Source organism: Bradyrhizobium sp. SOJA106, assembly GCF_059448745.1.
On sequence record NZ_CM182549.1, the window covers coordinates 2,201,215 to 2,214,661 of the forward strand.

11 protein-coding genes are annotated in these 13,447 nt (G+C 64.2%); 3 read left to right on the forward strand and 8 right to left on the reverse strand.

Features of this window, described 5'->3' with window-relative positions; translation table 11 throughout:
- Window positions 1–67: 67 nt before the first annotated feature.
- Window positions 68–3,472 carry an acyl-[ACP]--phospholipid O-acyltransferase gene (locus AC5V87_RS09695; RefSeq protein ID WP_495370801.1) on the reverse strand — a complete coding sequence of 1,135 codons (3,405 nt, stop codon included), beginning with the start codon at window positions 3,470–3,472 and terminating at the stop codon, window positions 68–70.
- A gap of 664 nt (window positions 3,473–4,136) precedes the next feature.
- On the opposite strand from AC5V87_RS09695, the gene AC5V87_RS09700 reads away from it, so the two are divergent.
- On the forward strand, window positions 4,137–4,757 hold the full coding sequence (locus AC5V87_RS09700; RefSeq protein ID WP_495371869.1) for a TetR/AcrR family transcriptional regulator: 621 nt from the start codon (window positions 4,137–4,139) through the stop codon (window positions 4,755–4,757).
- Window positions 4,758–4,772: 15 nt separating this feature from the next.
- Here the strand turns inward: AC5V87_RS09700 and AC5V87_RS09705 are convergent, their stop codons facing one another.
- The 5 genes from AC5V87_RS09705 to AC5V87_RS09725 form a co-directional block, all read right to left on the reverse strand.
- Window positions 4,773–6,080 carry a GGDEF domain-containing protein gene (locus AC5V87_RS09705; RefSeq protein ID WP_495370802.1) on the reverse strand — a complete coding sequence of 436 codons (1,308 nt, stop codon included), beginning with the start codon at window positions 6,078–6,080 and terminating at the stop codon, window positions 4,773–4,775.
- Between the two features lie 236 nt (window positions 6,081–6,316).
- Complete coding sequence (gene pncB, locus AC5V87_RS09710; RefSeq protein ID WP_495370803.1) at window positions 6,317–7,621, reverse strand: nicotinate phosphoribosyltransferase; 1,305 nt, start codon at window positions 7,619–7,621, stop codon at window positions 6,317–6,319.
- A gap of 84 nt (window positions 7,622–7,705) precedes the next feature.
- Window positions 7,706–8,617, reverse strand: a complete 912-nt coding sequence (locus AC5V87_RS09715) for an Lpg1974 family pore-forming outer membrane protein (RefSeq protein ID WP_495370804.1) — start codon at window positions 8,615–8,617, stop codon at window positions 7,706–7,708.
- Between the two features lie 113 nt (window positions 8,618–8,730).
- Window positions 8,731–8,916 (reverse strand): hypothetical protein, encoded by a 186-nt coding sequence (locus AC5V87_RS09720; protein ID WP_495370805.1) that lies wholly within the window; start codon window positions 8,914–8,916, stop codon window positions 8,731–8,733.
- 153 nt (window positions 8,917–9,069) lie between these two features.
- The gene (locus AC5V87_RS09725; RefSeq protein ID WP_495371870.1) at window positions 9,070–9,999 is read right to left on the reverse strand and encodes a LysR family transcriptional regulator; all 930 of its coding nucleotides are present in this window, start codon (window positions 9,997–9,999) and stop codon (window positions 9,070–9,072) included.
- A 95-nt stretch (window positions 10,000–10,094) separates the two neighbouring features.
- Between AC5V87_RS09725 and pcaH the strand changes: the two genes are divergently transcribed.
- The gene (gene pcaH / locus AC5V87_RS09730) at window positions 10,095–10,883 is read left to right on the forward strand and encodes a protocatechuate 3,4-dioxygenase subunit beta (RefSeq protein ID WP_495370806.1); all 789 of its coding nucleotides are present in this window, start codon (window positions 10,095–10,097) and stop codon (window positions 10,881–10,883) included.
- A 17-nt stretch (window positions 10,884–10,900) separates the two neighbouring features.
- On the forward strand, window positions 10,901–11,527 hold the full coding sequence (gene pcaG, locus AC5V87_RS09735) for a protocatechuate 3,4-dioxygenase subunit alpha (RefSeq protein WP_495370807.1): 627 nt from the start codon (window positions 10,901–10,903) through the stop codon (window positions 11,525–11,527).
- A gap of 23 nt (window positions 11,528–11,550) precedes the next feature.
- Here pcaG and AC5V87_RS09740 read toward each other — a convergent pair whose 3' ends face one another.
- On the reverse strand, window positions 11,551–12,156 hold the full coding sequence (locus AC5V87_RS09740) for a LabA-like NYN domain-containing protein (protein WP_456843421.1): 606 nt from the start codon (window positions 12,154–12,156) through the stop codon (window positions 11,551–11,553).
- Window positions 12,157–12,513: 357 nt separating this feature from the next.
- Window positions 12,514–13,419 (reverse strand): helix-turn-helix domain-containing protein, encoded by a 906-nt coding sequence (locus AC5V87_RS09745; RefSeq protein ID WP_495370808.1) that lies wholly within the window; start codon window positions 13,417–13,419, stop codon window positions 12,514–12,516.
- Window positions 13,420–13,447 lie beyond the last annotated feature (28 nt).

A 13,447-nucleotide genomic window follows, 5' to 3' on the forward strand; every position in this document is an offset into this window, starting at 1 on the left:
TGATGTTCGTGCGAGCAAATGAGGGGAGCGTCGCACCGGGCATGTGCCGGTGCGACGGTCCTGAGCCTTACGCCACCTCGCGCTCCGGCGCGGACGCCTGCTCGCGGGCCATCGTGGTTGCGGTGACATAGTCGGTCTTGCCGGTGCCGAGCAGCGGCACCTTGTCGACCACCATGATCGTCGCGGGAACGGTCAGTTCGGAGGCGCCGATCGTCTTGGCCCGGGCCTGCATCGCGCTGCGCTCGGCGTTCTTTTCCGTCGTCAGCAAGACGATACGCTCGCCCTTGCGCTGGTCGGGAATCGATACGGCGACCGATGCGGCTTGCGGCCACAGCGTCGCCGCGATGCTCTCGACCGCCGAGAGCGAGACCATTTCGCCCGCGATCTTGGCAAAGCGCTTGGCGCGTCCCCTGATGGTGATGAAGCCGGCGGAGTCGATCGACACGATGTCGCCGGTGTCGTGCCAGCCTTCGGCGAGCCTTTCGAGCACGCCGGGATTTTCGGCGCGCAGGTAGCCCAGCATCACGTTCGGTCCGCGCACCGAAAGGCGTCCGCCTTCCTCGATGCCAGGGACGGGATCGAGCCTGCTTTCCATCAGCGGCGACAGACGGCCGACCGTGCCGGGGCGGTTGGCCATCGGCGTGTTCATTGCCAGCACCGGTGCGGTCTCGGTGACGCCATAGCCTTCGAGGATGCGGATGCCGTAGCGCTCCATGAACACCTGCCGCGTGCGGTCCTTGACTGCTTCGGCGCCGGCGATCACGAGGCGCAGCGTGCGGAAATCGTAGGCGTGCGCCGAGCGCGCATAGCCGGTGAGGAACGTATCAGTGCCGAACAGGATGGTGGCGCCGGTCTGGTAGATCAGCTCGGGCACGATGCGGTAATGCAGCGGGGAGGGGTACATGTAGATCGGAATGCCTGCGAGCAGCGGCATCATCATTCCGCCGGTCAGTCCGAATGAATGGAACACCGGCAGCACGTTGAACACCTTGTCATTGGCGTTGGCATCGACCCGCGCCAGCGCCTGCGCCGCGTTGGCGAGGATGTTGCGGTGGGACAGCACCACGCCCTTGGGCGTGCCTTCCGAGCCCGACGTGAACAGCACGACGGCCGGATCGTTCGCCTGGCGGGCGACACGTGGCGCGGTGCCGCCGAGTAAGCCCCTGATCTTGTCGGCTGTGCCGATCGAGGCGCGGACGTCCTCGAGATAGACCACGCGCGCTTCCGCGGAGATCGCCGCCATCAGCTTGTCGAGCTTGCCCTTCTCGATGAAGGCTTTTGACGTCAGCACCGTCTTGACCTGGGCGGCCTTCATCGCGGCGAGAACGTTGACCGGCCCGGCGGAGAAGTTGAGCATTGCGGGGACGCGGCCGATGCTTTGCAGCGCCATGAACACGACGGCAACTCCCGCCGAATTCGGCAGCAGCACGCCGACATTCTCGCCGGCCGTGGTGCCGACCTCGAGCTTGCGGCTCAACACCTGCGCGCCGAGGATCAGCTTGCGATAGGTCAGTTTGGTGCCGAGCGCGTCCTCGATGATGACCTTGCCGGTGTCGCGGTCGCGATAGGCGTGGCCGAGCGCTTCGAACAGCGTTTGGTCGAGCATGGCGTTCTTGACCAAGGCGTCGATCATCACGTCCTGGAGCGCGGCGCCCGCGGCGTTGCGGCGCGCCTTGCCCTTCAGCGCCTCGTCGACCGGGAGCTTGACCGGCGGCAGGATCGTGACCGTCACCCGCGGGAACCACGAGCGTTTGATCTGGCTGGAGTTGAGGTAGCTGAGATGCGAGCGCTGTGCGCCCTCGATGCGGACCGGAACGACCACGGCGTCGGCCTTGTCGGCGATCATCGCGGTGCCGTCATAGACCTTCATCAGCGAACCGGAGACGGTGATGCGTCCTTCCGGGAAGATCACCACCGGTTCGCCGGCGGCGACCAGCTTGATCAGGTCACGTGCGGCGAGCGGCTTGGTGGGGTCCATGGTGTAGTGCTTGACGACGCGCAGGAAGGGCTTCGCCCACCAGGCCTTGGAGATGCCGGTGTCGACCGCGAAACTCGCGTCGATCGGCAGCACGGCGTGCAGCAGCGGGCCGTCGATCAGGCTGACATGGTTCGGCGCGATCAGCATGCGCGTGCCGGGGGGCGGCAGGTTCTCGAGCCCGCGAACCTCGGTGCGGAACAGCGCGCGGAACAGGAGCCCGCCGAAATCGCGCACGCCTTCCTTGCCCCACTTCGTCAACACGAACCACACCGCGCCGAAGCTCGCGACGCCGAGGCCAAAGAATATCCAGCCGACATGCAGCCCGCCTGCCTGGAGAAGCGCGACGAACAGCGAGCCGACCACCATGAAGGCAGCCTGCAGCACGTTGCCGGCAGCGATGATGCGGGCGCGCTCGTTCGGTGCCGACCAGGCCTGGACGGCGGCGAAGGAGGGAACGACGAACAGGCCGCCGCCGAACGCGAAGGCGACGAAATCGGCGAGCATGCGAAGGCCGGCGAATGAGGTCGCGAAGCTGGCTGCGGTGATGTCCTGACCCTTGGTGGTCACGGCGATGGCCCAAGCGAGATCGAGGCCGGCGCAGCCCATGATGATGGCGCCGATCGGCACCAGCGCGAGGTTGGGGCGAACGTGGCTCAGGCTGGCTGCGAACAGCGAGCCAATGGCAATACCGATCGCGAAGATCGCAAGGCACAGCGTCACCACGCCCTCGGTGCCACCGACGACCTCCTTGATCAGGGCCGGCAGCAGCGACAGCACGATGGCGCCCACCAGCCAGAACCAGGAGACGATCACCGTGCCGTCCCACAGCCGGCGGTCGGCATGCAGCGTCCTCAGCAGGCTCAGCGTCGAGGTCCAGGGATTTGCGGTGACGGGCAGATCGGGAGCGGAGGGCGTGGTTGCGGGAATGCGGGAGGCGAAGGCCCAGGACAACAGGGCCAGCACAACAACGGCCGATGCGACCCAGCCCATATGCGCCGAGCCCGCCACGAATTGGCCGCCGGCAACAGTGCCGAGCAGGATGGCCATGAAGGTCGCGCCTTCGACCAGCGCATTGCCGGTCGCGAGCTCGCCGAGTTCGAGCTGGTCCGGCAGCATCGAATATTTCACGGGACCGAACAGGGCGGCGATGATGCCGAACAGTGCCAGCGCTGCGAACAGCAGCGGCACCGAGTGCAGGAAGAAGCCGGCGGCGGCAAAGGCGGCGGCGAATATCTCGGCGAATTTGAGCCGCCTTGCGACGACGGATTTGACGTACTTGTCGGCGAGCTGGCCGCCGAGCCCGGACAGGATGAAATAGGGGAAGATGAACACCGCGCCTGCCACCGTCACCAGGGCGTCGCCATGGCCGGTCGCGGCACTGTAAAGCAGGATGATGACGAGTGCGTTCTTGAGCACGTTGTCATTGAGTGCCGAGAAGAACTGCGCCCAGAACAGCGGCGCAAAGCGGCGTGACGACATCAAATCCCTGATCATGACTAGTCCTGTTTTGGCGAGGCAGCCTGAGGTTGTTACGCTGTTGATGAAACGTCACGACCGAAGGATATGGGACGAACGATTGCGGAGTGACGACGGTCACCGCCTGCTCTGTTCCCCCGGTCCTCCGATCCTGTTGGTCTCCAAGTGATCTCGTTAGGTTCGCAAATATCTGGCTGCGGCCGCGCTTCCGGCGGAAGGGCCGCACCCATCGGGATATCGCGCCGCACGATGAGGAAAGTGAACCGCATCGCCGAGGATTGCGGGAAGGGCTGCGAATGTCGGGACATGGTGAGTGCTTTGTTGCAAGCGGTCCTTGCATTCTAGTCGTTCCGAACGTGCCAGCTCAGGTGAGATGATTGAGGTGGCGGAACGGCGAGAAGCGGCGGAGCAGGCTGAAGCGGCGGCCATCGTGACGGGCGCGGGCGCGACTGGCCCGCCACATCCGGAAGGTCGCGCGCCGTTCGGACAGCACGCCGGCAATGTCGCAGGCATTTGCGATGCGATCGATCGGGGTCATCGCGAACTTGAGCAACGCCCGGCCAAAGCCGGTCGCGAGAGCGGCGGCGTCATCGACGAAGGTCGAGGCGATATCAACAGCGAGGGTTTGCATTTTCCAGGTCTCCGGGTTAATTTGAACAATGTTCACGTGAGTAGCTTGAAAATGAACAATGTTCAAGAAGAATCGCTGCGGGACCAGAAAAAAAATCGGCGACGGCTCCAGATCCTGGAGATCGCCCGCGGCATCATTGCGGCTAAAGGGTTGAGATCGTTAAAGGTTCGGGACATCGCGGAGGCCGCCGGCTGCTCGGTCGGCAGCGTCTATAACGAGTTCGGCGATTTCGACGGGGTGATCCTCACCGTCAACCGGGAGACCGTCCAGGCGCTCACACTACGCCTTCGCGGGGTTTCGGCCGAGGATCCGGTTCGCCAACTCTATGGGCTGGCCGAGACCTATCTCGATTTCTTCGCCGAACACGCCAATCTGCTGCGCTCGTTGTTCGAGCACCGGATGGAGGACGACCGTCCTTATCCAGATGACATCCTCCAGATGGTGATGGATGCGTTTGCGCTGATGCATCCGCCTCTGGTGCGGGTGCTACCGGATGCCGACGACGTGAAGATCGCGCTGCTCTCGCGCACGCTGTTCTCGGCGGTCCATGGGATCATCTCGCTGGGCCTCGAGGACCGCATGGTGGCGGTGCCGTCGCAGATGCTGCGCCAGCAGGTCGAGCAGTTCCTGGACACGCATCTCGCCGGCCTCGGGATTCCCTGCGCGCGATGAACACGACGAGCCGCGTCAGGCGCAGGCAGCCTCGCGCGGCCGCGCCGGAACGACGACGACATCCGATTTCGCATTGTCGACCTGGATCCGGTTGCGTCCCTTTTCCTTGGCGCGGTAGCAGGCGGCGTCCGCGCGGCGCATGGCGTCTTCGAGCGTGGTGCCGCCTTCGGCGATGCAGGTGACACCGACGCTTGCCGTCACCGCAAAGCAACGATCCTCCCAGGCGAAGCTGAACATTTCGAGCGACCGGCGCAGCCGTTCTGCGATGTCGACGGCGCGCGGAAGCGAGCACCGCGGCAGGATCAGGCCGAATTCGTCGCCGCCGAGCCGGGCCACGAGATCATGCGGCCGCCGGTCCTGCTGCAACAGCTGCGAAACCTGGCCGAGCAGGCTGTCGCCGGCGAGATGGCCGCAGCTGTCGTTGACGCTCTTGAACTGGTCGAGGTCGAGCAGGATCAGTGCCAGCGTGCCCGCTGCGACATTGTCCAGCTCGGCTTGCAGGCGCGCTTCGAAGGCGCGGCGGTTCGAAAGCCCGGTCAGCCAGTCGTGCGAAGCTTGAAAGGCGAGGCGCTCCTTCTCGGCATGCAAGGCGTCCTCGAAGGCCTGTCGCTGCAGCAGCAATCGCCGCGTGTGCCAGACCAGGAGCACGATCAGCATCACCGCAGTGACGATGTTGATGCCGGTCAGCGTCACCTTGATGGCGCGGGAGCCTTCGCCGAGAACGGTGGAGAAGCGGTTGGCATGCACCGTGAATTGAGCGTTGAGGTCCGAGAGCCGCGACGACAGGAATTGCAGGCGGCCCGTGTCCTGAACAGGGCCGTTGTCCAGCTCGGACCGGATCACCTCGCCGAAGACGCTCAGCTCCAGCAGCATGGGGTCGGTGGCAGCCCACTCGCGGATCGCTTCCCGGAGGAAGCTGACGCCATTGAAGTAGCGAAACAGCCAGATCAATCCCGGGACGTCATCGGGGTGGTTGCCACCTTGCAGGAAACCGACGCGGGCGGCTTCGACGTCGACCGGATCGCGCTCAAGCGCCCAGCGCGCGAATTCGTCGCCGATCGGCACGGCGAGCGAGGCCTGATATTGCGCGAACTGGCTGGCCTTGCCCGAATGCAGATAGAGATTGAGGAAATAGACGGCGTTCTTCTGCGAGCGCGACCACAGCGCTTCGCCTGCGACATAGGCGCGGACCGAGGACATCACTTCGAGACTGAATCCCGCGATCCCCGCCTGGAGCACGACGACCATCACGAAAGGCGAGACGAGCTTGATGACGTGAAGGAAGCTGTTTCCCTTCGTCGAAGACGCTGTTCTGCGGAGCACCCTGCATTCCCCAAATCGATCAACGACCCCAGCGGAGCGTTGCGCCTGCAACGCCAAGTAGAGGAGATGGTTGCTTAACTCGATCTGAAAGAGACAGGGGACTGCGTTGCAGGGTGAAGGCGCTGTGAAGCGGATGGGCGCAGATCGCTTCAAATGCCGGAAGATCGCAACTGGCCCTGTTTCGGCGAGCCGATGACTCGCATTCGTCGCCTGCGATTTACCCGATCGAGAGAATACTAGACCAGCACCGGCTTGCGCACACGACCGGCGTCGCCGAACACGCGCAGATAACGCTCGATCTCGGAGGGCATTCCGGTCGCCTTCTCCGGATTGTCGGAGAGCTTGACGGCCGGATGGCCGTCGACCGACGACACCTTGCAGACCAGCGAGATCGGATCGAGGCTGAACGAGCCATCCGGCGTGCAGCCGACGAAGTCATTGGTGAGATTGGTGCCCCAGCCGAAGGAGAGCCGCACGCGGCCGGCGAAGTGATGATAGGTCTCCTCGATCGAGCCGACATCCATCGCGTCGGAGAACACCAGCAGCTTGTCCCTGGGATTGCGGCCCTTCTTCTGCCACCAGGCGATGATTTCCTCGCCCGCCTGGATCGGCGGCGCGCTGTCAGGACGGAAGCCGGTCCAGTCGGCGACCCATTCCGGCGCATCGCGCAGGAACGCCTTGGTGCCGAAGGCGTCAGGCAGCGCGATCAGGAGATTGCCGCCATAGGTCTGGCGCCACTGGTCGAGGATGCGATAGGGCGCCCAGCGCAATTCCTCGTCGTCCTTGGCGAGCGCGGCCGCGACCATCGGCAGTTCGTGCGCGTTGGTGCCGATGGCTTCGAGATCGTTGTCCATCGCGAGCAGCACATTGGAGGTGCCGATGAAGGACGAACCCAGGCCTTCCTTCACCGCCTCGACGCACCAGCGCTGCCACAGGAAGCCGTGGCGGCGGCGGGTGCCGAAGTCCGACAGCCGCAAATTCTCCAGCTTGCGCAGCCGCTCGACCTTGGTCCACAGCTTGGCCTTGGCGCGCGCATAGAGCACGTCGAGCTCGAAGCGGCCGCGGCCCTTCATCGCCGAACGCGAGCGCAACTCGTTGAGGATCGCGAGTGCCGGGATTTCCCACATCGTGGTGTGCGTCCAGGGTCCGTGGAAATGCAGCTCGTATTGACCCTCGACCTTGCGCAGCTCGTATTCGGGAAGGCGGAATTCGGCGAGCCAGCGGATGAAATCCGCCGAGAACATGTGGGTCTTGCCGTAGAAGGTGTTACCCGCGAGCCAGATCAGCTCCTTCTTGGTGAAGCGGATGGTGCGGGCATGGTCGAGCTGGGCGCGCAGCTCGCCCTCGTCGATGATCTCGGCGAGGCGCACATGGCGCGAGCGGTTGATGACCGAAAATGTCACCTGCTGATCCGGGTAATCCTCCCGAATCATCTGTAACATCAACAGCTTATAGAAGTCGGTATCGAGCAGGCTGCGGATGATGGGATCCAGCCGCCAGCTGTGATTGTAGGTTCGGCTCGCAATGTCGGTCACTGTCATGACCGAATTCTAGCGTGGCCGCCCGCGCCCAACCAGTGGGTTTGGCGAGGAGCAGGCCCCCCGCCGCACGTTCCGCGACGGCTTCTACATCGCGTCGAACTGTCCCGTCAGCCTGACGCGCGGACCGTGGGTGTAACGGTCCGGCGTGAAGCCGTTGTTGGACGAGCCGGCCTCGTTGAACACGTTGACGAACGCATCGAGCCGGTAGCTGGCGCCAAGCTTCAGGTTCTGGGTCAGCCAATAGGAGATGCCGACCTGGATGTCGGCGCTGAGCGAACCGGCAAAGATACGATTGCTGTCCGTCGTCACATGTTCGAAGGGTGGTGGAGGGTCAGACAAGCTCCTCACAGTGCGCTGCTGCTGCTGCCGGCCCACCAACAAGGCGACGTCGCCGTGATAGTCGAACGACCATGTGCCGGCGAATGGGACCGAGCCTTCCAGACCGATGAGTGGTCCCGCGCCCAGGAAGCTCGCGCGCGTATCGACGAAATTCGATGTCGTGTAGGAGAGGCCGAGGCCGGTGAGAGTCTCGGCATTCGGGTCCGAGCTCCGGGCGGTGAATTCGGCAATGCGAAGACCAGCCTTGAGCTGAAGTGCATCTGGGCCGCGCCCGGCGATGTCGTGCCCGATCGCAAGATCAGCAAGCCAGTGAGTTTCCTTGTACGCGGCCCCGAAGGTTTGTGTTCCTATTACGCCGAGGGGGAAGGCGAAGTTGATCGTTCGCGTACCGTTGGTCTCGCCGCCTTCGCCGTAGCGGAATTGACCGTTGATGTGCCAGGGAGATGCGGCGAAGCGATGGTCGAATCCGATGGCTGTTTCCCAGCCGACTTTGGGGGTCAGGGCGAAGACACCGGTGACGCCAGTGATGTCGAAGTAAGTATGGAGCACGGGATCCCCGCCGCTCCAGATTGCGCCGCCTTCCACCCAGGCTCTGAACAGTGCCGGGCCGGCCAGCGGCGGCGCCTTGACCGGGAAGTCCGCGGCATAGGACTGCAACGGATTCTTGGCCTGTCGCGAAGCCGCCGATACGGCCGAGAACGTACCGTTTTCCCCGTGCGATCGGGCGCCGGTCCTGGCCGATTCGACCGAAGCCTGCGCGCCCTGCGATTTCAGCCGTATATTCCCTTGTGCAGCCGCTGGTTCTCGCGTAAGGCAGCGTTTTCCTTGCGGATCGCGGCATTCTGACGTTCCAGCCGTTCGAGGCGCGCATTGACGTCTTCGAGTTCCCCGGCAGCGGCACCTGACGCCGTCAACGCAGCAGTTGCGCCGAGCATGAGCGCAAGAATTGTCTTCATTGTATTCACCTCATTCCACCAGTGGCGCGACCGTGGCGAGGAGTCGGGGATTGCGCATCGACCGTTCGGTTGAACTCGGCCGGTTGCTACGCCTGGCGCGACATTTCCGGACGTTGGTGTGGCCGATCGGCCGCAGCGGCGCCGACTTCTGGATCAGCCGCCTGATGCGGTCGCTGCGACCGTCTCGAGCTGACTCCTGAGCCAGCGATGTGCCGGGTCTTTCTGATAGCGCTGGTGCCAGACCATGAACATCGGCAGCTCGGCCAGCGTGCGCGTGCGTGAGGCCAAGGGAATTCGCGCATACGCGAAACCGTGCATCACGCCGGACGCGAGCAGGCTCGGCATGCTCGCCAGCATCTGCGAGCCGCGCAGGAACGACGGCACGCCGGAGAAGCTCGGCACGGAAATGGCGATGTCGCGGTGGAAGCCGCTCGCAGCGAGCCGGCGGTCGAAGTCGAGCCGCTCGTTGTCGGTATAGACCACGGTGATATGTCGCGCGGTGAGATAAGCGCTCCGGCCTGACGGTGCGGCGCGTGCCTTGGGATCGAAGTAACAGACATAGTGATCGCTCAGCAGGCGCTTCTGCACGATGTCGACGCCCGACGGCGGTAGCGGCGTGATCAGGAGATCGCAGCGGTTTTCGCGCAGCATGGCGGGCGAGGGCGATTGCGACGGGATCACGCGCAGGTTCAGGCTCTTCACCTGCGCGGCGACATGATCGAAGAACCGCGGCAACAGCAGGTCGCGCTGAAAATCATTGGCGGCGATCGTCAGCGAAAGCTGCGCGCGCGCCGGCTCGAAGGTCACGCCGCCGGCAAAGCTGCGCATCTCGTCGATCAGGGCGCGCGCCTTCGCGGCCAGCGCCTGGGCATGGGCGGTGGCGACGATGCCGCGGCCGGACTTGGCGAACAGCGGATCGCCCGCGATCCGCCGCAGCTTGTTCAGGCCGTGACTGACCGCCGACTGCGTCAGGCCGAGCCGCGTCGCCGCCGCAGTGACCGAACCTTCCTCGAGCACGGCGAGAAACAGCTCGAGGGCGTGGCCGTCCAGCGACAAATGATCGATTTTTTTCATGCAATACATTATAATCGATCTATTTATCTTGAGAATAGACCGGCTCATGATCTCCCGATAAGCCGCGTGCCCGACCCGGCGCCACAGAGGGAGAGACAACGCCGATGAATGCCCAGGCCCCGATGCCAGCCTTGCAGGATCCTCGCCTCAACCGTCCCGAACCGTTCACGCCTCGCGATGGCGGCTTCTTCCAGCGCGACCGCTCGATCCATCCGCCGGCACATGCGCCTGGCTACAAATCCTCGGTGCTGCGCTCGCCGCGCCAGGCGCTGTTGTCGCTGGAGAACTCGGTCTCGGAGATCACGGGGCCGGTGTTCGGCCACAACGATCTCGGCCCGCTCGACAACGACCTGATCCGCAACTACGCCAAGGACGGCGATCCCGTCGGCGAACGCATCATCGTCCACGGCCGCGTGCTGGACGAGACCGGCCGCGGCGTGCCGAACACGCTGGTCGAGTTCTGGCAGGCCAATGCAGGCGGCCGCTACCGGCACAAGAAGGATACGTATCTGGCGCCGATCGATCCCAATTTCGGCGGCTGCGGCCGCGCGCTGACCGACGACACCGGCTATTACTATTTCCGCACCGTGAGACCAGGTCCCTATCCCTGGCGCAACTTCGTCAACAGCTGGCGTCCCGCCCATATTCATTTCTCGGTATTCGGCTCGGGCTTTGCGCAGCGGCTGATCACGCAGATGTATTTCGAAGGCGATCCCTTGATCCCGGTCTGCCCGATCCTGACGACGATCCCGGACAAGGATGCGCTGGATCGCCTGGTCGCACCGCTCGACCTCAACGCCTCGACGCCGTTCGACTCGCTCGCCTATCGCTTCGACATCGTGCTGCGCGGCCAGCGTTCGACCTATTTTGAAAATCGCCCCGAAGGGAACTGAGCCCAGGAAACTGAATCATGCCGCAGCCGCTCAACTACCTCAAGGAAACCGCTTCGCAGACCGCCGGGCCCTACGTCCATATCGGCCTGATCCCGGCCATGGCCGGCTTCGACATCTTCGAGAAGAATTTTTCCAACGTGCTGGTGACGCCAAACACGTTGGGCGAGCGCATCACGCTGGAAGGCAAGGTGCTCGACGGCAGCGGCACGGCGCTGCGCGACGTCCTGCTGGAGATCTGGCAGGCCAATGCGGCCGGCCGCTACAACCATCCGGCCGATCGCTCGGCCGGCGCGCTGGACGAGGCGTTTCGTGGCTGGGGCCGCGCCGGCTCCGACTTCGAGAGCGGCCTCGTCACCTTCGAGACCATCAAGCCCGGCGCCATCACCGACAAGGCGGGGCGCAAATGCGCGCCGCATGTCAATGTCTGGATCGTCGCGCGCGGCATCAATATCGGCCTCAATACGCGAATCTATTTCTCGGATGAAGAGACCGCCAATGCCGCCGATCCCGTGCTCAACCTGGTCGAACCGCCGGTGCGCCGCAAGACATTGATTGCCACGCGCAGCGAACGCGCCGGCAAGGTCGTGTACTCCTTCACGATCAACTTGCAGGGACCGGAGGAGACGGTGTTCTTCGACGTGTGAAATCCGGCATTCGTCTCGCAGGGTCACTCTACCCGGTCGTCGCGTTTGATCGTTCCGCGCGTGAGGAATTGCGGTGACTGCCGCAGCTCCCGCGGCCGGTCGGCCGGATCGCGCCCCACTTTCGGTTTCAGGTCTGCCAAATCGATGAAGACGTCAGCCTGTCGGCGCAGCTCATCTGCGACCATCGGCGGTTGGGTGGAGAGAGTGGAGACGACCGTCACGCAGACACCGCGGCGTTGCAGGCTTTCCACCAGTGAACGAAAGTCTCCATCGCCGGAGAACAACACGATCTGATCGACGTGCTCGGCGAGCTCCATCGCACTTACGGCGAGCTCGACACCCATGCTGCCCTTCACCTTGCGGCGGCCGGTGGTGGCGTCGACGAACTCCCTGGTGAGCTTGGTGATGACGGTGTATCCGTTATAGTCGAGCCAGTCGATCAACGGGCGGATCGACGAATACTCCTGATCCTCGATGACGATCGTGTAGTAGAACGCGCGCAACAGCGTGCCGCGGCTCTGGAATTCGCCGAGCAGACGCCTGTAATCGATGTCGAACCCGAGCGCCTTGGAGGTGGCGTAGAGATTGGGGCCATCGATGAAGAGCGCGATCTTCCCAATTGAAGACATTATGCACAAATCCCCAGTTCCGCACGAAAGCTGGACGGTCCAGCCGAAATGGTGCGGTGTGTCGGCCGGAAGCTCTGAAGGCGCCGATGGCTTGGCGAAAAAGGCGGCGCAGACGACCGGACAGGGGTGGCCGCCTTGCGCCAAGGTTAGGGAGGATTCATGCCACAGGCGCCAGGGCGCCGAATGCAGCCACGCTAAGGCGGGCGCAGTTCTGGCTCAATTGTACGGAGGTAAACAGCCCCTATCCAAAGGATGGGACGGCATATACGAAGGTAAGTGGCTGCGTCGGCAACAGGCGCAATCGCGGTCCGCGGCGTGGCCCGCGACCGTGGGCGCGCTGGGTTCTTCGCGCCTGTGTCAGTCTTGATTGCGATACAGCCGCGCGCGGAATGCCCGCGGTGATGCGCCGGTGGCAGCGGTGTAGACCCGGCTGAAATAGGCGGGATCCTCGAAGCCGAGCGCATAGGCGATCGTCGAGACCGGCAGATTGGTGTAGACGAGGTTGCGCCGCGCCTCACGGATCAGCCGGTTGAGGATCAGGTGCGAGGCGGTATCGCCGGTCGCAGCCCGCGTGATCCGGTTGAGATGGGTCGGCGTGATCGACAGAGCCTTGGCGTAGTCCGCAACGCTCCAGCGCTCCAGATGATGCTGCTCCAGCAGCGCCTCGAAGCGGCGGAACAGTCCGCTTTCCGCCGTGCCCGCGCCGCCGCTCTCGCCGGTGAGCGCGCGTGCCACCAGCCCGATCATGGCCGACGACAGAGCGCGCAGCACATGGGCCCGGCCGAAATCGCGTGCGGCGTGCTCGGCAAAAATCTGCTTCATGGTCGTGCGGATCTGCGGCGTGCCGCGCACCACGGCCGATCGCGACAGCGCCCCGCGCAGGCCTTCAGCGGCGAGCAGCGCCTCGTCCAGAATTTCCGCCGCGATGGTCAGCACCCAGCCTTGCGTATCGGGCTCGAAGCGAAAGCCGTGGACATGGCCGACCGGCACGTTGACGATCTGCATCGGCCGGAGCGGCACCACCCGCCCGTCGAGCGTCGCCTCGCCGCCGCCGCGCTCGATCAGCAGCACCTGATGCAGCCGGGCGTGGCGGTGCACCGCTAGCGTCCAGTCGTGCAGCGCCGAGCGGGACGCGATCGTCTCGCAATGCACGACGTCGGGCAGATCGCCGGATTCGCCAAACAGATTATAGACCCGGATCGCCGGGACAGGGGCTGCGCGTCTCATGTTCGAATAGTACAAGACAAAGACGAAACCCTCCATCGGTTTGCGGGATCAGATCTGCAAAAAA